General features: G+C 71.9%; 19 protein-coding genes. 9 read left to right on the plus strand and 10 right to left on the minus strand.

Annotated elements, in window-relative coordinates:
* Positions 1-62: 62 nt before the first annotated feature.
* Positions 63-920 (plus strand): AAA family ATPase, encoded by an 858-nt coding sequence (locus tag ABZO29_RS06510; RefSeq protein ID WP_367319173.1) that lies wholly within the window; start codon positions 63-65, stop codon positions 918-920.
* A complete protein-coding gene (locus tag ABZO29_RS06515) occupies positions 917-2,275 on the plus strand; it encodes a VWA domain-containing protein (RefSeq protein ID WP_367319174.1) in 1,359 nt (452 codons plus the stop codon). The genes ABZO29_RS06510 and ABZO29_RS06515 overlap by 4 nt, the downstream gene beginning before the upstream one ends.
* A 15-nt stretch (positions 2,276-2,290) precedes the next feature.
* On the opposite strand, the gene ABZO29_RS06520 is transcribed toward ABZO29_RS06515, so the two are convergent.
* From ABZO29_RS06520 to ABZO29_RS06530, 3 genes are all read right to left on the minus strand, one after another.
* Positions 2,291-2,656 carry a cupin domain-containing protein gene (locus ABZO29_RS06520; RefSeq protein ID WP_367319175.1) on the minus strand — a complete coding sequence of 122 codons (366 nt, stop codon included), beginning with the start codon at positions 2,654-2,656 and terminating at the stop codon, positions 2,291-2,293.
* A 141-nt stretch (positions 2,657-2,797) separates the two neighbouring features.
* On the minus strand, positions 2,798-3,775 hold the full coding sequence (locus ABZO29_RS06525) for a threo-3-hydroxy-L-aspartate ammonia-lyase (protein WP_367319176.1): 978 nt from the start codon (positions 3,773-3,775) through the stop codon (positions 2,798-2,800).
* The gene (locus ABZO29_RS06530; RefSeq protein WP_367319177.1) at positions 3,772-4,476 is read right to left on the minus strand and encodes a transcriptional regulator; all 705 of its coding nucleotides are present in this window, start codon (positions 4,474-4,476) and stop codon (positions 3,772-3,774) included. The genes ABZO29_RS06525 and ABZO29_RS06530 overlap by 4 nt, the downstream gene beginning before the upstream one ends.
* 186 nt (positions 4,477-4,662) lie before the next feature.
* On the opposite strand from ABZO29_RS06530, the gene ABZO29_RS06535 reads away from it, so the two are divergent.
* Positions 4,663-5,133, plus strand: a complete 471-nt coding sequence (locus ABZO29_RS06535; RefSeq protein ID WP_367319178.1) for a DUF6098 family protein — start codon at positions 4,663-4,665, stop codon at positions 5,131-5,133.
* Positions 5,134-5,175: 42 nt separating this feature from the next.
* On the opposite strand, the gene ABZO29_RS06540 is transcribed toward ABZO29_RS06535, so the two are convergent.
* Positions 5,176-5,352 (minus strand): hypothetical protein, encoded by a 177-nt coding sequence (locus ABZO29_RS06540; RefSeq protein ID WP_367319179.1) that lies wholly within the window; start codon positions 5,350-5,352, stop codon positions 5,176-5,178.
* A gap of 138 nt (positions 5,353-5,490) precedes the next feature.
* Positions 5,491-5,859 (minus strand): DUF6479 family protein, encoded by a 369-nt coding sequence (locus ABZO29_RS06545; protein ID WP_367319180.1) that lies wholly within the window; start codon positions 5,857-5,859, stop codon positions 5,491-5,493.
* 251 nt (positions 5,860-6,110) lie between these two features.
* On the opposite strand from ABZO29_RS06545, the gene ctaD reads away from it, so the two are divergent.
* Both ctaD and ABZO29_RS06555 read left to right on the plus strand, forming a co-directional pair.
* Positions 6,111-7,784: a cytochrome c oxidase subunit I gene (gene ctaD, locus ABZO29_RS06550; RefSeq protein ID WP_367319181.1), complete on the plus strand. Its 1,674-nt coding sequence runs from the start codon at positions 6,111-6,113 to the stop codon at positions 7,782-7,784.
* A complete protein-coding gene (locus tag ABZO29_RS06555) occupies positions 7,781-8,185 on the plus strand; it encodes a cytochrome c oxidase subunit 4 (RefSeq protein ID WP_367319182.1) in 405 nt (134 codons plus the stop codon). Before ctaD ends, ABZO29_RS06555 begins: the two co-directional genes overlap by 4 nt.
* On the opposite strand, the gene ABZO29_RS06560 is transcribed toward ABZO29_RS06555, so the two are convergent.
* The gene (locus ABZO29_RS06560; RefSeq protein ID WP_367319183.1) at positions 8,103-9,626 is read right to left on the minus strand and encodes a cytochrome bc complex cytochrome b subunit; all 1,524 of its coding nucleotides are present in this window, start codon (positions 9,624-9,626) and stop codon (positions 8,103-8,105) included. The two genes, ABZO29_RS06555 and ABZO29_RS06560, sit on opposite strands and share 83 nt — an antisense overlap.
* A 221-nt stretch (positions 9,627-9,847) precedes the next feature.
* On the opposite strand from ABZO29_RS06560, the gene ABZO29_RS06565 reads away from it, so the two are divergent.
* Positions 9,848-10,855, plus strand: a complete 1,008-nt coding sequence (locus ABZO29_RS06565; protein WP_367319184.1) for a Ppx/GppA family phosphatase — start codon at positions 9,848-9,850, stop codon at positions 10,853-10,855.
* Positions 10,856-11,083: 228 nt separating this feature from the next.
* Here the strand turns inward: ABZO29_RS06565 and ABZO29_RS06570 are convergent, their stop codons facing one another.
* Positions 11,084-12,049 carry a pirin family protein gene (locus ABZO29_RS06570; protein WP_367319185.1) on the minus strand — a complete coding sequence of 322 codons (966 nt, stop codon included), beginning with the start codon at positions 12,047-12,049 and terminating at the stop codon, positions 11,084-11,086.
* Positions 12,050-12,193: 144 nt separating this feature from the next.
* Between ABZO29_RS06570 and ABZO29_RS06575 the strand changes: the two genes are divergently transcribed.
* A complete protein-coding gene (locus ABZO29_RS06575) occupies positions 12,194-12,547 on the plus strand; it encodes a tetratricopeptide repeat protein (RefSeq protein WP_367326062.1) in 354 nt (117 codons plus the stop codon).
* Between the two features lie 71 nt (positions 12,548-12,618).
* Here the strand turns inward: ABZO29_RS06575 and ABZO29_RS06580 are convergent, their stop codons facing one another.
* A complete protein-coding gene (locus ABZO29_RS06580; RefSeq protein WP_367319186.1) occupies positions 12,619-14,022 on the minus strand; it encodes a PepSY-associated TM helix domain-containing protein in 1,404 nt (467 codons plus the stop codon).
* Between the two features lie 153 nt (positions 14,023-14,175).
* Between ABZO29_RS06580 and ABZO29_RS06585 the strand changes: the two genes are divergently transcribed.
* Positions 14,176-14,820, plus strand: coding sequence for a peptide deformylase (locus ABZO29_RS06585; protein WP_367319187.1), 645 nt, complete (start codon positions 14,176-14,178; stop codon positions 14,818-14,820).
* A 141-nt stretch (positions 14,821-14,961) separates the two neighbouring features.
* On the opposite strand, the gene ABZO29_RS06590 is transcribed toward ABZO29_RS06585, so the two are convergent.
* Positions 14,962-16,299, minus strand: a complete 1,338-nt coding sequence (locus tag ABZO29_RS06590) for a hypothetical protein (protein WP_367319188.1) — start codon at positions 16,297-16,299, stop codon at positions 14,962-14,964.
* A 70-nt stretch (positions 16,300-16,369) separates the two neighbouring features.
* Here ABZO29_RS06590 and ABZO29_RS06595 point away from each other — a divergent pair, with 70 nt between their 5' ends.
* On the plus strand, positions 16,370-20,845 hold the full coding sequence (locus tag ABZO29_RS06595; protein ID WP_367319189.1) for a hypothetical protein: 4,476 nt from the start codon (positions 16,370-16,372) through the stop codon (positions 20,843-20,845).
* A 33-nt stretch (positions 20,846-20,878) separates the two neighbouring features.
* Here the strand turns inward: ABZO29_RS06595 and ABZO29_RS06600 are convergent, their stop codons facing one another.
* A complete protein-coding gene (locus ABZO29_RS06600) occupies positions 20,879-22,312 on the minus strand; it encodes an NAD(P)/FAD-dependent oxidoreductase (RefSeq protein WP_367319190.1) in 1,434 nt (477 codons plus the stop codon).
* Between the last annotated feature and the right edge of the window lie 32 nt (positions 22,313-22,344).

Raw genomic sequence — 22,344 nt, forward strand, 5'->3', positions numbered from 1 at the left:
GCCCGGTCACCTGTACCGGGTGACCGGACGCCGACATTCCCGCCACCACAGCCGGAGGCCCCGTGTTCACATCCGTCGACGATGTCTCCGCACGCCTCGCCGGGACCGGCTATCTGGCCTCCCCCGCCGTCGCCACCACCGTCTTCCTCGCCGACCGCCTGGGCAAGCCGCTCCTCGTGGAGGGGCCCGCCGGTGTCGGCAAGACAGAGCTCGCGAAGGCCGTCGCCGAGGTGGCGGGGGCGCGGCTGGTACGGCTGCAGTGCTACGAGGGTGTGGACGAGGCCCGGGCCCTGTACGAGTGGAACCACGCCAAGCAGCTCCTGCGCATCAGCGCGGGCCGCGACGAGTCGTGGGACGAGACGCGCACGGACATCTTCAGCGAGGAGTTCCTGCTGACGCGTCCGCTGCTCACCGCCATCCGGGGCGACGACCCGAAGGTGCTGCTGATCGACGAGACCGACAAGGCCGACGTCGAGGTGGAGGGCCTGCTCCTCGAGGTGCTCAGCGACTTCCAGGTCACCGTGCCGGAGCTGGGCACGATCACCGCGACGCGCCGCCCGTTCGTCGTCCTCACCTCGAACGCGAGCCGCGAGTTGTCGGAGGCGCTGCGGCGCCGGTGTCTGTTCCTCCACATCGGCTTCCCCGACGAGGAGTTGGAGCGGCGGATCGTCCGGCTGAAGGTGCCCGCGATCGACGAGGCACTGGCCGCGTCCGTGGTGCGCGTGATCGGCGCGCTGCGCGCGATGGACCTGCGCAAGGTGCCGTCGGTCGCGGAGACCATCGACTGGGCGCGCACGCTGCTCGCGCTGGGCGCGGACACGCTCGACGAGAACGTCGTACGCGACAGTCTGGGCGTGATCCTCAAGCACCAGGAGGACGTCCTGAAGGCGGCCGCGAAGCTCGACCTGGACGCCGTGTGACCGCCGCGACGGAGGTGGCGGCGCGGCTGACCGGATTCGTCGCCGCGCTGCGCTCGCACGGCGTCCGCATCGGCACGGGCGAGACCGTGGACGCGGCGCGGGCCGTGGCGGAGCTGGGCTTCGCGGACCGTGAGCTGCTGCGCGAGGGACTGGCCGCCACGCTGCTGCACACGACGGACCAGCGGAAGGTGTTCGACGCGGTCTTCGACCTGTACTTTCCGCGCGGCGTCGGCACACCGGACGCGGGCCCGGCGGACCGCGACGCCCTGCGGGACCGGCTGGCGCGTGCGCTCGCCGCCGACGACGGCGCGATGCTGGGGCGGTTGGCGATCGAGGCGGTGGACGGCTTCGGCGGGTACGGGAGTTCACCGGGGTCGGACGGCTGGTCGTCGTACCAGACGCTCGACCGGCTCCGTCCGCAGACGCTGCTCGCGCGGGTGCGCGACAGCGTCCGGGCGCAGGGCCGCGGTGCCGGGTTCGACGACCGGCTGCTGGAGGACGAGATCCGGCGGCGCATCGAGGCCTTCCGCGGGCTCGTGGCCGCTGAGGCGCGGCGCCGGGTGGCCGAGCGGCGTGGCCGGGACGAGATCGCCCGCCGGGCGGTGGCCCCGACCGCCGACCGGGTGGACTTCCTCTACGCCGGTAAGGCTCAACTCGCGGAACTGCGCAGGACGGTGCAGCCGCTCGCCCGAAAGCTGGCCACCCGGCTCGCCGCCCGCCGCAGGCGTGCCGCGCGCGGCACGATCGACCTGCGCCGCACCCTGCGCGGGTCGCTGTCGACCGGCGGAGTGCCGGTGCGGCCCGTGCTGCGCCGGCGACGGCCCGCCCGCCCCGAACTGGTGCTGCTGTGCGACGTGTCGGGTTCGGTGTCCGGCTTCTCGGACTTCACGATGCTGCTGGTGCAGGCGCTGCACGACCAGTTCAGCAAGGTGCGGGTGTTCGCCTTCGTCAACCGGATCGACGAGGTGACCGGGCTGCTGGTGCACGGCAGGGCCGACCCGGAGGGGCTCGGCGCGCGCATCAGCGCCGAGGCGACACTCACGGGCTGGCACGGCAGCAGCGACTACGGCGTCGCCCTGGGCGAGTTCGCCGAGCGGTACGGCGACGCGGTCGGGCCGCGCACGACGGTCTTCGTGCTCGGCGACGCCCGCACGAACATGAGCGACCCGAACCTGGCGGCCGTACGGCAGATCACCGAACGCGCCCGCCGTGTGCACTGGTTGAACCCGGAGCCGCGCGCCCAGTGGGGCACGGGCGACTCGGCAGCGCCCGCCTACGCGGAGCTGGTCGAGATGCACGAGTGCCGCACCGCGCGTCAGCTCAGCGCACTGGTCGGCGGACTGCTGCCGGTCTGACGTCTCCGAGGGCGTTCAGCCCTCCTTCGCCTTCGCGTACTCCTTGGCCGTCTGCCCCTCGAAGTCGTACGCGATGCACTGCTCGTCGCCCACGACCCATGCGTCGTGTCCGGGTGAGCAGACGAATACGTCGCCGGGGCCCACTTCCTGCTCGCCGCCGTCGTCCATGCGGATGTGCATGCGTCCTTGGACGATGTAGCCGTTGTGGTTCATCTGACAGCTGTCCGTGCCCGCGATCGGAGCCACGGACTCGGACCAGCGCCAGCCCGGCTCGAAGGTTGCCACGGCGAAGTCGCACCCCGTCAGGTGGACGGCTTCGAGGTGGCCGCGGGGGAAGTCACGCCGCTCGTCCGGCTTTTCGAGCGTCTTCACTTCCAACATGACGCTCCTCCTTTCCGGCCGCGACCGACCGCGGCCGGGGCTCGACCCCCGGCGGCCCTGCGTCACCGGTGGGGCCGGGCCCCACCACTCCATCGTCCGCTCGTCCACCGGGAGCCGCCATTCGGGGGACGCCCGCCCGCCTCAGTCCCCGTTTCCGCAGATCCGGGCGAACCGGTCGGCGTCGATGTTCCCGCCGGAGACGATGACGCCGACACGGCGCGGGAGCCTGTCCACGCGGCCCGCGAGCAGGGCGGCCAGCGGGGTGGCGCCGCTCGGCTCGACGACGATCTTCAGCCGCTCGAACGCGAACCGCATCGCGTCCCGGATCTCGTCGTCGCTCACCAGCGCGATCCCGTCGAGGAGCCGCCGGTTCACGGAGAAGGTCAGTTCTCCCGGTGTCTCCGCGGCCTGGCCGTCGGCGATCGTGCGCGGCACCGGAATCCGTATGCGCCGGCCCTCCTCCAGCGACCGCTTGGTGTCGTCGCCGGCCTCCGGTTCGACGCCGATGACGCGGATGCCTGGTTGCAGGCCCTTGGCCGCGGTGGCGCTGCCCGCGATCAGTCCGCCCCCGCCGACGGGGGTCAGCAGGGCGTCCAGTTCCCCGACCTCCTCCAGGAGTTCGAGTGCCGCGGTGCCCTGACCGGCCATGACGTGCGGGTGTTCGTACGGCGGGATGAGGGCGAGACCGCGTTCGGCGGCCAGGGCCTCGCCGATGGCGACGCGGTCGCCGGTGTAGCGGTCGTATGTGACGATCTCGGCGCCGTACCCGGCGGTCGCCCGCATCTTCGAGCGTGGCGTGTCCTCGGGCATGACGATCACCGCGGTGGTGCCGAGCTCCCGGGCGGCCAGGGCGACGGCCTGGGCGTGGTTGCCGGAGGAGTAGGCGGCTATGCCGCGGGCGAGCTGCTCCGGCGTCAGCCGGGAGGCCGCGTTGTAGGCGCCGCGGAACTTGAAGGCACCCACACGCTGGAAGTTCTCGCACTTGAGGAGGACCTCGGCGCCGACGAGCGCGTCGAGGGTGCGTGAGCGCAGCACCGGTGTGCGGTGCGCGACGCCCTTCAGCCGGGCCGCGGCGTCACGGACGTCGTCGAGGGTGATCGGCGGGGGTGCGGTCGTCACGGGTGTTCTCCCTCGGGAGTCTGGTCGGTGGCGGGCGCGGTGGTGGCGGCTCTGGCCTGGGAGAGGTAGCTGTAGGCGGAGGCGCGGGAGATGCCGAGGCGGGCGGCGACCTGCTCTGTCGCTCGCCGCACGGCGAACACCCCGTGTTCGTCGAGGCTGCGGAACAGCTCCAGGCGCTGGGTGCGGTCCAGTGCGGCCCAGTTCTGGTGCTGCCGCGGCTGATGGGCGTCGACGATGGCGTCGACGACCGAGTCGATGTCGTTGCCGAACGTGGTGACCGGCAGCTCACCGGGAGCCGCGCCGAGGCCCGCGAGCGCGCCGAGCAGGGTGTGGGCCTGGTTGACGGCGGTGACGTCCAGGTTGACGCACAGGGCGCCGAACACCGCGCCCGAGGAGTCGCGCAGCACCATGGTGGACGCCTTCACCAGCTGCCCGGTGCCGGTGCGGGTGAGGTAGTTCAGCTCGTCGGCCGCATCGTCACCGCGGGCGACGACACGCATGCCGATCTCGCTCATCGCCCCGCCCACCGCCCGCCCGGTCACCGATCCGGCGACGGCGACGACCGACTTCTCCGGCCGCCGGTAGTCGTGGAGCACCACCTCGCACATCGCGCCGAGCGTCGCCGCGATTCCGTCGACGACCGGGACCAGTGCGGCGAGGATCGCGTCCCGCTCGCGCTCCAGGGACTGCTCGGCCACCATCCTCCTCCTCCGTGCGTCGGGGCACGGCCGCCCCGGCACATTGGATTCTAGACCAGGAGTCCAGAGACTGTACAGACTGTCCAGCGCGGGGGTTGTGGGTGCCGTGCGCCCTCAGGGGTACCCGGGCCCGGTGATCAGCTCGGTGTGGGCGGTCGCGGTGGGACGACCTCGAGGAGGGCGGATTCGATGCCAGGCGCGAACGATCTTCCCGTCCTCCGTTCCCTCGAAGAGCTGGGGAACCTCGTGGAACGCTTCCCCGACCTGTTCGTGCGCTGGTCCCACGGCCCTCGGGCCGATCTGGGCGCGGAGGGAAGCAGGGACGACCTCGCGAGCAGGGACGACCTCACGGGCGTACGCATGCCGGGGCTGTCGGCCAATCCGCTCGCTGTCGAGCCCTGGTGGAAGGACCGCCCCGTCGAACTGTGGGTGGCCCGTCGGCTGCACGACTACTCGCATCTGCCGCGGGAGAAGGGGCCCGGGGTGCGCCCCTGGGTGCTGCGCGGACGCGTCGAGGGCCGTGGGCCGGACAACGAACCGCTGGTCGGCGACGTACGGCCGATCGGCTGGGTCGACGAACACGTCATCGAGGACGCGCAGACGGCGGTGGACCGCCAGGAGGGGTCCTGGGGACCACTGCGCCGCGGCGACGACCAGTAGGCGCCGAGGTGCCACTGGGCCGCCGCCGCGGATCGCACGGACTCAGTCCTCACCTCTGACGATGTTCGACTCCTGACCGGACTGCTCCGTGGGAGCGGCGTTGCGGACCTCGACGGCCGAGACCCAGGTGCGCACACCCTTCCCGCGCATACGGCGGGCCCTCGCCCAGCCCGTCTCGGGTCGGCGGACGACGGAACTGTCTTTGGGGCGCGCGGTCACGGCTCTTCATCTTCCTTCTGTGTCCGAACTGCTCGGGCTCCGTTCCTCGCTCCGAGGTGAGCACCGGCTCTCGATGCGCCGTTCCGAGTCCCCCGCGTTCGCGCCGGGCAAACGCCCAGCCGGGCGCGGGGCCCCGGCTCACCTCCCCCCGGTCCCACCACTGCCGAACGATCCGCTGGACCCGGGGTCCCAGCGCGGGCGCTTCCGGTCCTCGCTCCGTTTGCTTCCGGAGGGCCTGAGTCGGTGGGGTGTGAGGCGCTCGCTCTCGTCGCCGGCGCGGGGCACCTCGTCCGGCTCGCGCATCTCCCGCGTCTCGCGGACGGGGCCGGTCGCCGGCGGTGTGGGCTGCTCGTCACGCCGCGGAGGCGGTGGCTCGCGCCGCCGCACCTTGATGCCGAGGCGGACGGCCCACACCAGACCGCCGGTGATGACAAGACCGCCGATGAGTACGGCCGCCACCCCGAGCGCCGAGCCGGCCGCCATTGCTGCGTAGGACGTCGTCTGCATCTGAGCCGAGTACCCCCGGCCCCGGAGCGGATTCGCGATGCGCACAACCCCTCTGACGGCGGACAGGACGCGTGGCGTGAACGGCTCTTGCAGGTCACGGCAGTAGCGTCGGCGCTGTCGTGCGGGTTCGCTCCGCGCCCGGTGGCCGACGGTTTCCCTCAGGGCGGCCCGGGCACTCGCGAGGCGTCCCCGCGCGGCAGCACGACTCTCGGGAGGCCGCCGGACCCTGGTCGGGCCCATGGAGGAGGACCATGACCGAACTGTCCGAACGCGCCGACGAGGGCCGCAGCCCCGCCGCCTCCCCGCACTCCTTCGGCCGTACGCTGCTGCGCTGGGCGACCACTACCGACCACAAGGTGATCGCCCGCCTGTACATGGTGACGGCGTTCTGCTTCTTCCTCCTCGGCGGTCTGCTCGCGCTGGGGATGCGGGCCGAACTCGCCCGCCCCGGGCTGCAGTTCATGAGCGAACAGGGCTACAACCAGCTGTTCACCATCCACGGCACGATCATGATGCTGCTCTTCGCGACCCCGATGTTCGCCGGGTTCGCGAACGCCGTGATGCCGCTGCAGATCGGCGCACCGGACGTGGCCTTTCCCAGGCTCAACGCGCTGTCGTACTGGATGTACCTGTTCGGCGGTCTCATGGTCGTCTCGGGGTTCGTGGTGCCGGGCGGCGCGGCGGCGTTCGGCTGGTTCGCCTACGCACCGCTGAACAGCGCCTACTACACCCCCGGCGCGGGCGGCGACCTGTGGGTGATGGGCCTCGTGGTCACGGGTGTGTCGACCACCCTGGGCGCGGTCAACTTCATCGCCACGATCATGTGCCTGCGCGCCCCGGGCATGACCATGTTCCGGATGCCGCTGTTCACCTGGAACGTGCTGTTCACGTCCATCCTGATCCTGCCGGCGTTCCCGGTGCTCACCGCCGCCCTGCTGGCCCTGGAGTCGGACCGCAAGTTCGGCTCCCACGTCTTCGACGCCGCGAACGGCGGAGCCGTCCTCTGGCAGCACCTGTTCTGGTTCTTCGGGCACCCGGAGGTGTACATCGTCGCGCTGCCGTTCTTCGGGATCATCTCGGAGATCCTTCCTGTGTTCTCGCGCAAGCCGCTCTTCGGCTATCTGCCGCTGATCGGCGCCACGATCGTGATCACCATGCTGTCCGCGGTCGTCTGGGCGCACCACATGTTCGCCACGGGGGCGGTGCTGCTGCCCTTCTTCTCCGTGATGTCGTTCCTGATCGCCGTCCCCACCGGCATCAAGTTCTTCGCATGGATCGGCACGATGCACAAAGGATCCCTGTCGTTCGAGACGCCCATGCTGTGGGCGCTCGGCTTCCTCATGTCGTTCCTGCTCGGCGGTCTGAGCGGGGTGCTCATCGCCTCCCCGCCCCTCGACTTCCACCTCACCGACTCGTACTTCATCGTGGCGCACCTGCACTACGTGCTGTTCGGCACCGTGGTCTTCACGATGTTCGCCGGGTTCTACTTCTGGTGGCCCAAGCTCACCGGGAAGATGCTGGACGAGCGGCTCGGCAAGCTGCACTTCTGGCTGCTGTTCCCGGGGTTCCAGCTGACCTTCCTGGTGCAGCACTGGCTCGGGGAGGAGGGCATGCCCCGCCGGTACGCCGACTATCTGGCCTCCGACGGGTTCACGCTGCTCAACACGCTGTCGTCCGCGGGGGCGTTCCTGCTCGGTGTCTCCACGCTGCCCTTCCTGTACAACGTGTGGCACACCGCTCGGTACGGGCGCCGGGTCACCGAGGACGATCCCTGGGGATTCGGACGCTCTCTGGAGTGGGCGACGTCCTGTCCCCCGCCCCGCCACAACTTCGTGGCGCTGCCGCGGGTACGGTCCGAGTCCCCGGCCTTCGACCTGCACCATCCCGGCATCGTGAAAGAGGCTCAGGAGGAGGGGCTGCGATGAGGACCGAGGCGTTGCTCTTCGGTGGTGTCGCCTTCTTCTTCGGGGGCACCGCCGTGTTCTACGGGGTCTGGTCGCACGGCGATCCGGCGGGTACGACGGCACTGATCATCGCGTTCGGCATGGCCGCGCTGGTCTGCTTCTTCTGCGCGATGCACTACCGGCGCAAGGGGCTGCGCCCACAGGACCGCGCGGACGCCGACGTGGCCGACGCCGCCGGGCCCCTGGAGTTCTTCCCGCCGGAGAGTCACTGGCCGGTGATCACCGCCGCCGGGTTCGCCGTCACCGCGACCGGGGTGGTCTACGGACTGTGGCTGTTCCTCATCGGTTTCGGCGTGCTGGGGGCCGGGGTGTTCGGAATGGTGTTCCAGTACGCAAACCGGGGCGCCGGGCGGGAGGGCTGATCGGCGTTCTCGGGGCGCCGGGGCGGAACTTCTCCACCGGCCGGTGGTCGCTCTCGTACCCCCCGTCCACGGACTGACGTACCTCGCCGGTCTCCTCACCCTCGGTCAGGCGTTCCCGCTCCACGGCCAGCGCGGCGTGGCACAGGCGACGGGTGATCATGAAGGCGAGGACGGGCGCCAGTACGAGGGCGACGCGCAGGATCCAGGTCAGGGTGTTCACCGAGATCCGGAAGGTCTGGGCCACGATGTCGTTGCCGCCGGCCAGCAGGAGCACGCCGTAGAAGACGAGGCCGGCCATGCCGAGACCGGTGCGGACGGGCCGCTCCCGCGGACGGTCGCACAGATGGTGTTCCTCCTGCCACTCCCCCGTCAGCCGTTGCTCGACGAACGGGTACACGTACAGGACGAGGAAGAACATCCCCGGCAGGACGACCGCCGGCAGCAGGACGTTCCACATCAGCGTGTGCCCGGCGACGTTCGTCTCCCAGGGCGGTACGAGGCGCAGCGCGCCCTCCAGGAAGCCGACGTAGAAGTCCGGCTGGGAGCCGGTCGACACGATGTCGGGGCGGTAGGGGCCGTACTTCCACACCGGATTGACCTGCGCGAGCCCGCTCAGCACGGTCAGCACACCGAAGACCATGAGGGACAGGCCGGCCGATGTGGCGGTGAACTGGGGGACCATGGGCTTGCCGACGGCGTTCGCGTTCGTCCTGCCCGGGCCGCGCCAGTGTGTGTGCTTCAGGTAGAACACCAGGATCAGGTGGACGGTGACGAGGGCGATCAGCGCACCGGGCAGCAGCAGGATGTGCAGGCTGTAGAGCCGGGGCACGATCTCCTGCCCCGGGAACTCGCCCCCGAACGTGAACATGCTGACGTACGTCCCCACCACCGGGATGGACAGCATGATGCCCTGCGCGATGCGCAGCCCCGTGCCGGAGAGCAGGTCGTCGGGGAGCGAGTAGCCGGCGAACCCCTCGGCCAGGGCGAGCACGAACAGCGTGACGCCGATGACCCAGTTGATCTCGCGCGGCCTGCGGAAGGCGCCCGTCAAGAAGATCCGCAGCAGATGCGCGCCGATCGCGGCGACGAACACCAGGGCCGCCCAGTGGTGCGCCTGCCTTATGAGCAGCCCGCCGCGCACGTCGAAGCTGATGTTCAGGGTCGACTCGTAGGCGGCGGACATGGGGACCCCGTCCAGCGGCACATAGCGGCCGTGGTACACGACCTCGCGCATCTCCGGATGGAAGAACAGGGTCAGCCACACCCCGGTGAGCAGCAGCATGATCAGGCTGTAGAGCGCCAGTTCACCCAGGAAGAACGACCAGTGGTGAGGGAACGCCTTCCGCAGCAGCCCGCCTGCCCCGTCGTACGCCGGCAGCCGCGCGTCGGTGGCGTCGGCCGCCTTGACGAAGGCCTCCTCGCCCCGCTTCCGCTCCGCCACGGAACGCCTCCCTCCGCGCCTGTGCTCCACCCGTCACAGGCCATGCCTAGCCACCGGCCCGCCGGGCGAGTACCCGCGCCGCGCGAAACACTCGCGCGGCGCGGGAGCGGCACCCGTTCGGCTGATGTCAGTCGGACGGGTGACCCTCGGTGGTCGGGCATCCGCCGCTCGGCGCGGGGACGCATGCGCATCGGGCAGGCGGGTCGGGGTACCCGGCGGCCATGCGTGTCGGTGTGGTGGATGCGGGATCGAACACGGTGCGGTTGGTGGTCGCGGACGCGGAGGGCGGGGTGCCGCTGCCGGTGCGCACCGCCAAGTGGAAGCTGCGGTTGTCCGAACGGGTCGGTCCTGACGGGCACATCGGCGAGGAGGCCGTGGAGCAGCTGGTGCATGCGGTCGAGGCGGCCGGGCGCAAGGCCCAACGGTGGGGCGCCGCAGGCCCGTTGGCGTTCGCCACGGCCGTCGTGCGAGGCGCACCGAACCGGCTGGACGTACTGCGGACGGTGCGCAGCCGAACGGGCGTGCGGATGTGCGTCATGCCGGGCGAGGTGGAGGCCGAGCTCACCTTCCTCGCCGCCCGGCGCTGGATCGGCTGGCAGTCCGGGCCGCTCGGCCTGTTCGACATCGGCGGCGGCTCCTGCGAGGTGGCGTTCGGCCGGGGCCGGCTACCCGAGTTCGCCGTCTCCCTGCCGCTCGGCGCGAACCGGCTCACCAACGAGTTCTTCCGCGCCGGCGATCCTCCGTCGCCGGACGAGGTGAAGGCCCTGCGCCGCAAGGTGCGGCACCAGCTCCGTGACGTCGCGGCGCGGATCCGGTGGGAGGGGCCGCGCAGCGTCGTCGCCACCTCCAGGACCTTCCAGCAGCTGGCCAGGCTGTGCGGCGCCGCGCCCGGCCGTGACGGCCCGTTCGTACGGCGCGTGCTGCACCGCGACGACCTGCGCCGTGCCGTGGCCACCCTCGCCGCGCTCTCCACCGCCGAGCGCGGCCGGCTCCCGGGCATCTCCGTGCCGCGCGCCGGGCAGAGCCTGGCGGGCGCGATCGTAGGCCACACCGCGATGAAGCTCAGCGGTATCAGTGCCGTCGAGATCTGCCCGTGGGCCATCCGGGAGGGCGTCCTGCTGCGGTACGTCGAGGACGGCGCCGACTGGTGGACGGCCATCGCGGGCCTCAGCGACGGCGAGACGGCCACCGGGCCCGCGCCGCTGCGGGTGGCGACGGCGCCGACCTGAGGCGGGCGAGAGAGGACCAGGGACGGCCAGGCTGCAGCGCGACCTGTTCCTCCTTCAGGTGGTCCGGTCCGGGGATGGTGCAGCCGCTGTCCACGAGCGCGCCGGAGATCGGATACGCGGGAGCCGTCGAGTACCCGGTTGCACAGGATGCGCCGGTGCACGCGGCAGTCCCGCAAGGCGGCACGGGGACAGGACGACGCCCGCGCCGGCGCGGCCGCAGGCCGGCGCTCAGCGCACCCTGCCCCGCGGCTTCAGCGGTACCGGCGGGAGTTCCGGGGCGGGCAGTGGAGCACCGTCGTACCCCTTCACCTCGCCGAACCGTGAACCCGTCATCCAGTCCGTGCGGGCCTGCTCGATCTCCAGCTGGGTGCGGCCGATGAAGTTCCAGAACATGATCAGCTCCTCCTCGAACGGCTCACCGCCCAGGAGCATCAGGCCCGCGTCCGACTCGGCGCGCAGCGGCAGTTCGGTGCGGCCGCAGCCGAGGTAGAGCATCGAGCCGGGCAGCACCGGCACGCCGTCCACGTGGGCCTCGCCGGACATCGAGAGCACCGCGTACTCGAAGTCCGGCTCCAGGGGAAGGCGTACGTCAGTGCCGCGGGCGAGGGCGAGGTCGGCGCCGACGATGGGGGTGTACGTCGTTCCGGGCGAGGTCGCGCCGTCGAGGCCGCCGAGGATCATCGTGACCTTGAGGCCAGGAGCGGTGACGACCGGCAGTTCGGCGTGGTGTTCGAAGCGCGGATCGGTGTGGCGGTGGCTGTCGGGCAGGGCGACCCACAGCTGTGCGCCGTGCAGGAAGCGGGCGTGCGACTTCGGGCTCTCCTCCGAGTGGCTGATGGCCCGGCCGGAGGTCATCAGGCCCAGTTCGCGCGGGCGGATCGTCTGCAGGCTGCCCGTGGAGTCGCGGTGCAGCACCTCGCCCTCGTGCAGCCAGCTCACCGTCTGCAGGCCCATGTGCGGGTGCGGGGGCACCTGCATGCCGGGCTCGTCGGCGATGTCGTCGGGGCCGTAGTGATCGACGAAGCACCAGGCACCGACCATGCGGCGGCCCAGGTTGGGGAGCAGCCGGCGGACTTCGGTGGACTCGCCGAGCTGGACACGGCGAGGGCTGAGGAGTTCACGCACCGGCTCCGCGACGACGAAGCCACGGCCGCCGCACACCGCGGGAACCGGCTCGCGATCAAGATTGCTCATGCGGACCAAACTAGTCCTGTGGGAGGCGTGCCGTCAGTGCGTCACCCGGGCGAAGCACTCGCCGTGCATCCCGCGCATTCCAGAGTAGTGGAATATTCAATCACTGCCGTCCGTTGTCCGCCTCGAAGGAGGTTACGAGTGGACATGACATACGAGGTGGATTACTACGCTCACGGAACGCCGGCGGAGCGCTGGGAGCGCGCGCGGATGTTCTTCGACGCGAAGGACTACGCCGCCTCGGCCCGTGTCCTGGGCGGACTGGTCGAGGAGGTGCCGGAACAGACCGGACCGCGGCTGCTGCTGGCCCGCGCCTACTACCACTCGGCCCAACTGCGCCGTGCGGAGGCCGAGTTGCGCGTCATCGTCGAGCGCGACCCGGTGGAGCACTACGCCCGGCTGATGCTGGGCCGCACCCTTCAGCGCCAGGGACGGCACGCCGAGGCGGAGCCGCATCTGCGCCTCGCCTCGGCCCTCGCGGGCGACTTCGAGAGCCTCTGAGAGAGGTCAAACACACCATGGCCCGGGCCCGGCTCCACCGTGGAGCCGGGCCCGCGTCATGCTGCGCTGCTTCAGGCCGACGGCGCCTCGGTACGCCCGCGGCCCCGCCGGTGCGCGATCTCGCCCAGGACCACGTCCACGACCACGAAGGCGGCGAGCGGTATGCCCAGCAGCGGCACGAAGTAGCCGAGGACGGCGACGGCCGCGAGCAGCGGGACGAGGACATACGGGGGCACCTGCCGCCAGGCGCCGCGCCGGATGGGCCTGCCGAAGGCGGAGCCGCGACCGCGCTGCCACCACATGCGGTAGCCCCACACGATCAGCAGGATCAGCGAGAGCGCGAGCAGCATCAGGGCGATCTGGTTGACGAGGCCGAACAGGACGCCGGTGTGCAGGTCGATGCCCCAGCGGGTCAGCTTCGCGAGGATCGGGTAGTCGGCGAACCGCAGCTCGTCGGTGACCTCACCGGTGGCCGGGTCGATCGCGACCGAGTCCTGCTTCTCGGGCCAGCTGCGCTGCACCTGCTTGACGACGTACGCCGACTCGGCGTCCGCGGGCGGCACGATCTCCACGGGGTCGCTCAGCCCCTCGGCGCGCGCGGCGGCGAGGACCTTGTCGAGGCCGACGCCGTGCTCGGCGTCACCGCCGGGCCCGGCCGCGCTGTCGTGGCCCGCGTGCTCGCCGCCCACCGTCGCCGAGATCGACGGGGTGGCCTGGCGCAGATAGGTGCGCAGCTCGTCGATGTTGGCGCCGGCGTAGGTCGACCAGGTCAGGCCCGTCGCCGAGAGGAAGAAGAAGCCGGCCGCGGCCCACACGCCGACGCTGCCGTGCAGGCCGAGCGTGCGACGCCGTCCGCTGGTGCCGCGCACCTTGCGCAGGGCGCGGCGGCGCGAGAACCACAGCACCAGACCGCCGCCCGCGATCACCCACAGCCAGCTCGCGGCGAGTTCGCTGTAGAGGCGGCCCGTTTCGCCGAGGTGCAGGTTGCGGTGGAGCTCGGAGATCCAGGTGCGCAGCGGCAGCGCGCCCGTCGAGCCGTACTGCTCGAGGGCGCCCCGCACCTTCCCGGTGTACGGGTCGACGAACACGGCGAGGGTGTGGTCGGGGCCCACGCCCTCGACGCCGGACAGCATCACACGGGTGCTCGCGTCGGCCTCCGGGGAGGGCCGTACCGCCGAGACGGTGCCCTCCGGGTGGGCCTTGCGGGCCGCGGCCACCTGCTCGGAGATCGGCAGTTTGGAGTCGCCCACCGGAACGGTCATCTCCTGGGAGTAGACGAGCTTCTCGGCCTGGAACGAGCCCGCGTACAGGAATCCGGTGACGGCGGCGACGAGCAGGAACGGCGCGACGAGCACGCCGGCGTAGAAGTGCATCCGCAGGATCAGGGGCCGCAGCGGGGCCCAGCGGCTCGGGGCCGGAGCCGGTGCGGCGGACTGGGGAGCCTCGTCCGTCGTGGTCGAGGGAGCGGTGGACATCGGCGGGCTTCTCCGAGGGTCGGGTCTCAGCTGGGGCGAACCAGTAGTCGGGGCGCAAAGAGCCCGAGTTCCCGGGAGTGGGAGTGGCGTGCGTCACACCGGAGGGCGCCGGAGCGCACCGGTCGGCACAGCACGCCGTGGCATGCTGGCGCGATGGCTTCCCCCAGTGATCGCGCGCCTCTCGCCGAGCGGGTCGAGGAACTCCTCGCCGCCGACGGCCCGTTGACCGTCGTGGCGGCCGGCGACCCGGTGCTGCGGCGCGGCACCGAGCGCTACGACGGCCAGCTCGGCCCCGCTCTCCTCGCCCGCTTCGTCGAGGCCCTGCGCCTCACCATGCACGCGGCACCCGGCGTCGGCCTCGCGGCGCCCCAGGTCGGCGTACCCCTGCGGATCGCCGTCGTCGAGGATCCGGCGCCGGTGCCGCAGGAGGTGCGGCTGGCCCGCGGCCGGGTGCCGCAGCCGTTCCGGGTGCTGGTCAATCCGTCGTACGAACCCGTGGGCACCGGCTGTGCCGCGTTCTTCGAGGGCTGTCTGAGCGTGCCGGGGTGGCAGGCCGTGGTGGCGCGGCCCGCGGAAGTGCGGCTGACCGGCGAGGACGAGGAGGGCCGGCCGCTGGACGAGGTGTTCACCGGCTGGCCCGCCCGCATCGTGCAGCACGAGACGGACCACCTGGACGGCAGGCTCTACCTGGACCGTGCGGAACTGCGTTCGCTGTCCTCGAACCAGGCGATGGTGGACCGCTGGACGCAGCCGACACCGACGGAGGCGGCGCGGGCCCTCGGCTTCGAACTGCCCTAGCTCGGATCCTGACTGCCGCCGGTGGAAGACCGCCGAAGCAGTCGGCGATGTCTCCCTCGACGAAGACGAGCGCGTCCGACGCGGCCACCGGAGCCAAGGCCCTCGAAAAACGCCTCGCCGCTCAAGCAGTTGCGCGGCTTCTCACCGAGCAGCCAGCACGATGCTGCTCACCTCGTGTACCCGGCCCGCGTTCACCGGGTCCCCCACGGTGACCCGCCAGGTTCCCGGGCCGGGCAGCGTGAGCCGGGTGCCGTAGTGGCCGTCTCCGCGGTTGTGCAGGGACCGGCGTACGCCCACTCTGCCCGTCTCGACGTCCTCGGCGGCGGCCGAAAGGATCAGCCGGTCGTCCTCGGCCATCACCTCCACCGCGCAATCGTTCGCATCGGCGATCTCGGGGACGTCGACGCACAACTCCTGTCTGCCGTCGAGGAACTGACGCGGATCCCGGGCGGTGAGCAAGGCTTCCAGCTGGTTCAGCAGGGCCCGCTCGTTCTGCAGCGCCCCGTGCTTCTGGGCAAAGAACCGCACGGTCGAGTCGTCCGTCAACTGCGCGGGGAAACAGGAGAACCGGGGAACCGTGCCATCGCCGTAGTGGTCCGTACCGTCCAGTTCCCGCCGACCGCTGAACCCGTCGGCCGTCAGAAGAGCCGACTGGCGCGTGGGCTGGCGGTAGCCGCCGAAGACGTGGAGGGCGTATCCGTCGCCGTCGGCCCGGTCGAGCTCCTGGTGGAAGCGCAGGGCTTCGCTGCTCAGGTCGGGGTCCAGGCCGGACACCGGCGTGCGGGCCAAGTCCGACCGAAGCCCGTCCCCGTCGATGACGCAGCGCCAGGTCGGCAGGAGTTGATGCAGGGACGGCATCGAGCGCGCCAGCCGGGTGAACGGTGCGGACAGCCGGCCCAGGCGCGGCGCGACTCCCCGGTGCAGCGAGTCCAGCGCGTTGACCGACCCCCGGTAGGGGGTACCGACCGTGACCAGGCTCCGGGCGTGCGCGCCTCCGCCGAGGACGTCCAGGTAGTAGCGGGCCACGAGGCCGCCCATCGAATGAGCCACGAACACGGCCTTCGCTCCGGGGTTGCCGCTTCGGGCGCGCCACGCGGCGAGCGCGGGTTCCACCCGGGCCGCGAGCCTGCGGGCCGTGAGCCGCACCGAGAGCCGCCAGTCGTACGGGAAGGGCAGGAGGTTACCGGTCCGGACGGACAGGCCCAACCGCCGCTCCAGGAAGGCCAGCAGAGTCCCGTAGCCGTCGATGGCCGATACGCCCGGCAGGATGTGCAGCCCGTGGATGAGTCCAACGGCCTCCACGCCGTCGCCCGGATCGGCGTCACCCGTGCCGTCCGGCACCACCAGCCGCTCCACCTCGCCGAAGCGGCTCAGCGCGTGCCGTCCGGCCACCGCGAGCGTGTGGTTCCACACCTCGTGCCCGTCGCGGGCCAGAACACTGCCCATGATGCCGGGCAGAACCACGACCAGATCCGTCACCGGACCGCTCCGCCCGTCCGTCGCCGGAGTACTGGGCACAGATTCCCCCCGTTGCACAATTCGCCGTAGTATGCGCCTGGTTGACGGCAGGCCACATGCTACGGCCGTCGACGCCCAGGGGCACGGCAACGGGGAGCACCACAGTGCGGTGGCGCACATGACGGACGACGGCCGCTTCGTCCTTGTCGGGGTCGGCGAGTACCAGGACGCGAACTGGCCGCGCCTGTCCCATGTCCCCGCCAGTGTGGGCAGATTGTACGAGCTGTTCCGGTCCCTGGGGTACGGCCACGAGCTTCCCGAGCTGACCGCCGGTGGAGACTGGGCGTCGATCACGCAACGGCTGAGGGCCTGGCACGGTGGTGGTTCCCGCCTCGTTCTGTACTGGACGGGTCACGGCTGTGTCGACGCGGGCGAGCATTTCCTCATCGCCGCCGACTCCCCCGGTACCCGTCTGGACGAGTACCGCGCGATCACGGCCAAGGCGCTCGCCCGGTTCCTCGCCCACCGGGAGTTCCACGAGGTTCTGGTCCTGCTCGACTGCTGCGCGAGCGGAGTCGCCGCCTCCCGTGTCGCCGCCGAGATCTGCGAGGTCCTGGACCACAGCAGCGCGGCCGGACCCGAGCGGCGCTTCGCGGTGATCGCCTCGACCCGCGGCTTCGAGAGCGCCGAGGACGGGGTGTTCGCCGAGACACTGGAGCGAGTCGTACGGCAGGGCCCGGAGGACCGGCGGTGGACGGAGCACGACGAGACCATCCGTTCCGACGAACTCGCCGACGTGATGGACCGGGTGATGGCGCGGCGGGACGGCGGCACGGCCTACGTCGCCCGTGGCGCGCCCGTCCCGGCGTTGCGCAATCCGCTGCATCCGTCGGCCACCGTGCCGGACGAGGACGTCGAGACCAAGCGGTTGCGCCGGCTGCGGGCGACGGAGGTGGACCAGCACCTCGTGCTCTCGGCCCGCGGCATCGAGGTGGGAGAGACGGGATGGTACTTCTGCGGCCGTGACCGGCTGTTGCGGCGCCTCATCGGCTGGCTGGCACAGGCGGAGCGCGGCCTGTTCGCGGTCACGGGCTCGCCCGGCACGGGGAAGTCCGCACTGCTCGGACGGATCGCAACCCTGTCGGTGCCGGACCTGCGGGCGGTGGCCGAGGCGGAGGGCGCGTTGAACGACACACCCAACTCCGCCCTGCCGCCGCTGGGTTGTGTCGATCTCGCGCTCTCCTGCCGGAACAAGACGCTCGAGGACTGCCTGCGCGCGGTGGCCGACACCCTCGGCCTGCCCGCGCGCCGGGACGGTTGGCTCCGGGCGGCGGAGGTCGTACGGCAGGTCGGCGAGCTGGGCCGGCGAGTGGCCGTCGTCATCGACGGGCTGGACGAGGCCAAGGCGGCCGAGGCCGTTCCCATCGCCGCCGATCTCCTGCGCCCCCTCGCCGACCTGCCCGGTGTGCGAGTCCTGGTCGGCACCCGCCCGCACCGCGCCGGCAAAACGACGGTCACCAACGACGCCGGCCCGCTGATCCAGGCCCTGGCCCCCGACGAAACGGCGGTCCTCGACGACGAACCGGGGTCCCGGGCCGACCTCACCGCGTACGCACGGCGCCGGCTGCTCGGCTCCGAACACTCCTCCCGGCCCGTCGGGGAGGGGTTCGCCCGCGAGTGGGCCGAGCGGATCGCCGAGGCGAGCGACGGGAACTTCCTGTACGCGCGGATCGCCGGCCGTGCGGTGCTCAACGCGCCGCCGGTGCCACCCGGCACGGACTGGCGAGCAGAGCTGGAACGATTGCTCTCGGGCGATCTGTCGGCCGTGCTTGACGAGGAGTTCGCCCGCTCCCCCGACCCCGAGCGGCTGTGCGACCTGCTGCGTCCACTGGCGTGGGCCGAGGGAGCGGGGCTGCCGCGCCGCGATCTGTGGCCGGTGTTGGCCGGAGCCCTCTCGGACAGCGGGCGCGGCTACGAGGACGGGGACATCGCGTGGGTGCTGGAGCACGCCGGATTCCATCTGGTCGAGTCCGGCGAGTCGGGCCAGACGGTCTACCGGCTGTACCACCAGTCGCTCATCGATCACTTCCGCGGCATCTCGCCCCCCGACGTGCACGAGCGCATCACCAGGGCTCTGCTCACGACCGTGTCGGGGCGCGGCCCGGCCGCATGGGAGTCCGCCCATCCCTATCTGCGGCGGCACCTCGCGGCACACGCGCGGGCCGCGGGTCTGCTACCGGAGGTGATGGACGACCTCGGATTCCTCACCTGCGCCGACCCGGCGCGTACGGCCGCGGCCGTACGTTCCCTGCCGGACCGGTTCACGCTGCCTGTGGCGCGTCTGTATCTGCGGGCCGCGCACCGGCTGGCCTCGCTGTCCCCCGAGGAGCGGCTGCGCACGCTGCTGATGACCGCGATGTTCGAGGAACAGGGCCTCCTGGACTGGTTCGCGGGTCACACGGCCGTGCCGGCGTTCCTGAGTTCCGCCTCTACGGCCCCGGACGACTTCAGCGTCGTACTGCGCGGGCACTCCGGCCCCGTGGTCGCCCTGCAGCCCGTGGACACCGGCGAAGGACGGGAGTTGCTCGCCTCCGCGGGCGGGGACACGACGGTACGGCTGTGGGACCCGGACACCGGTGAGACCAGGATGGTCCTTACCGGCCCGGACACGACCGTGACGGCGCTGACGCGCCTCACGGACGTCCGGGGGCGCCGGCTGCTGGTCGCGGCAGCCGGCCGTGACCTGTACGTGTGGGATCTCGGCACCGGCGGCCGGGTCACCGTGCTCCGCGGGCACTCGGACACCGTGCTGTGTCTCACCGTTCTCGACGACGAGGCGTCACCCCTGCTCGCCTCGGCGGGCGAGGACCGCACTCTGCGGCTGTGGCGCCCCGACGACTGGAGCGCGACCGTCCTCACCGGCCATGTGGGCCCGGTGACCGCGGTGGCCGCGGGGCGGCTGCCCGACGGGCAGCGTTTCCTGCTGTCCGGGGGCGCGGACTGCTCCGTACGCCGCTGGGACGTGACCGGGCCGGATACCGTGCGAGCGGCAGGGGTGATGCACGGGCACACCGGCACGGTCCACGTGCTCGCCTGTCCGGACGACACAGGGACGCTCGCCGTGTCAGGCGCCGAGGACGGCACTGTGCGGGTCTGGGACGTGGAGGACCTGATGCCCCGGCGGGTGCTGGCTGGGACGGTGCGGGGCGGGGTGCGCTCCCTGTCACCGTTCCGGTTCCAAGGGGGTACGCGGCTCGCGGTGGCGGGCAGCGGATCCCGCATGGCCGTCCTCGACGCATCCGCGGGAGCCGTTCTGCACGCGCTGACGAGCCGTATGTCCGCCCTCCCGGAGCAACTCGACTCGCGCGGTGCGTCCGGCACCCACGTGATACCGGCCGACTGGCAGCGGGTGCTCTCCCCCACCGAGCAGCAGCGGGTGACGCCGGGCGGATCCTACGCGCTCACCGCGCTGCGGACCGGGCGGGGCGAGGACCTGTTCGCCTCCGCCGGCTGGGACGGGGCCGTGCGCCTGTGGGACTCCGCCAGTGGTGGCCCACCCGGGCAGCCCGACTACGACAGCCGCTGGGCCCGCCGTATCACTGCTCCCTGGAGGCCTCCCAAGGGCGACGTGCCGGTCGCACTGGCTGTGGCCGGCGTGCGGGGCGGCGTATGGGTGGCGGACACCTCGGGGGAGGTGCGGACCATGCTCTGGCCTGCTCATCGGCGGGTCGGGCACATCGCCGCGCTGGTGCTTCCGGACGGCCGGCCCGTTCTCGTCCTGGTGGAACACGAATCCCGGGTGCTGCACCTGCTCGACGCGGAGACAGGCCAGGAGATCAGGACCGGTGAAGCCGTGGCTCCCCTCAAGTCGCTGAACGGGCCCGTGACTTCACTGGTCGTCGCCGACGCACCCGGCTGGATGTCCGCCCTGACGGTCCATTACGACACGGCACCGCCCAGCACCCTGTTCTGGCTGCGGCACAACAAGGTGCACACCGAGGACGGTCTGCCGACGGGCAGGGCCCTGACCGCCGTGCCCTGCGTACGCCGTCGGGGCAAGCCGCTCGTGGCCACGATCGGTTCGGACGGCGTGATCGAGGTGCGCGGTGAGCCGGGCGTCGGCACACGGCTCGTGGGCAGGGCGGCGGTCCCGCCCGTGCCCGGCCTGACTCCCGTGGCCTTGCGCGCCGCCAGGGGACAATGGCAGCTCGCCGTCGCCGTCCAGGTCCACGACGACGACCGGCACTATCTGGAACTCTGGGATCTCAAGCCCGGCGACGGCGCGGCAAGTGGCCGCCCGCTGCGCCATCCCGGGACCCCCTTCACTCACCTGGCCCGCCTCGAGACTCCCCGGCAGGACCTGATCGTCGCGGCGTGCTCGGACAGCACCCTGCGCGTCTGGAACCCGGCCCGGCCCGGCCGCGAGCCCCTCACCGTGCCCCTTCCGGGGCCGGTCAACGACCTCTCGACGGCCGGCCCCGACCGTGTGTACGCACTGATCGACGAACACTGGTTCGCCCTGCGACTCATCGGACTCGGGTCGTTGCTCTCCGGCAGATCCGGCTAGGCCCTGCCAGGCACCGGCACTGCTCTGGACTCGCTAGCCCCGGTACGCCTCCAGCAGCCGCAGCCACACCTCGCTGATCGTCGGGAACGACGGGACCGCGTGCCACAGGCGGCTGACCGGGACCTGGCCGGCGACCGCGATCGTCGCCGAGTGGATGAGTTCGCCGACGCCGGGGCCGACGAAGGTGACTCCGCGCAGGATCTCCTTCTCGAGGTCCACGACCATGCGGGCGCGGCCGCGGTAGCCGTCGGCGTACAGGCCCGCGCCGGACGCCGAGGACATCTCGACGTCCACGGCCCGTACCCGGTACCCGGCCCGTTCCGCCTCCGCGAGGGAGAGGCCGACGGCCGCGGCCTCCGGGTCGGTGAAGACGACCTGGGGGACGGCGTGGTGGTCGGCGGTGGCGGCGTGGGCGCCCCAGGGGTCCGGCTGCTCCGGGATCGGCACGCCGGAGGCGCGCGCGGCGATCGCGGCGCCCGCGATGCGGGCCTGGTACTTGCCTTGATGGGTGAGGAGGGCGCGATGGTTGACGTCGCCGACCGCGTAGAGCCAGTCGGTGCCGGTCACGCGCAGGCTGTCGTCGACGGTCAGCCACGAGCCGGGCTCCAGTCCCACGGTGTCCAGGCCGATGTCGCCGGTGCGCGGGGTGCGGCCCGTGGCGAAGAGGATCTCGTCGGCCTCGATGCGGTCCCCCTGGTCGGTGATCACCACGACCGTGCCGTGCTCACGCGCCAACGACTCGACCGACGTGCCGGTGCGGACGTCCGCGCCCGCCTCGGTGAGGGCCTCGGCGACCAGTTCCCCCGCGAAGGGCTCCATACGGTTCAGCAGGCCCTTGCCGCGGACGAGGACGGTGACCTGGGAGCCGAGGGCCTGCCAGGCGGTGGCCATCTCGGTGGCGACCACTCCCCCGCCGACCACGACGAGACGGCCGGGCGCGGCCTGCGCGCTCGTCGCGTTCCGGCTGGTCCACGGCTTGACGTCGGCAAGGCCGGGCAGGTCGGGCAGCACGGCGTCACTGCCGGTGCAGACGGCGACGGCGTACCGCGCGGTGAGGACGTGCCGCTCGCCGCCCTGGCCGGTGACGGTCACCGTGCGCGCGCCGGTCAGTCGGCCGTGGCCGCGGTAGAGGTCGGCGTCGATGCTCTCCAGCCACTGGGCCGCGCCGTCGTCCTTCCAGTCGGAGGTGTAGTAGTTGCGGTGCGCGAGGACCGCGGCGGCGTCGAGAGGCCCCTGCACCGACTGGCTCAGGCCGGGCACGCGGCGCGCGTCCGCGCGGGCGATGACCGGCCGCAGCAGGGCCTTGCTGGGGATGCAGGCCCAGTACGAGCACTCGCCGCCGACCAGTTCGCTCTCCACGACCGCGGTGGAGAGACCGGCCGCACGGGTGCGGTCGGCGACGTTCTCCCCCACGGGTCCGGCCCCGAGCACCACGACGTCGTACGCGATGGTTTCCGTTTCCGTCATGGGGTCAGTCTGGTGGGTGGTGTGCGGTGGGG

The sequence above is a fragment of the Streptomyces sp. HUAS ZL42 genome, from assembly GCF_040782645.1.
Taxonomy (GTDB): Bacteria; Actinomycetota; Actinomycetes; order Streptomycetales; family Streptomycetaceae; genus Streptomyces.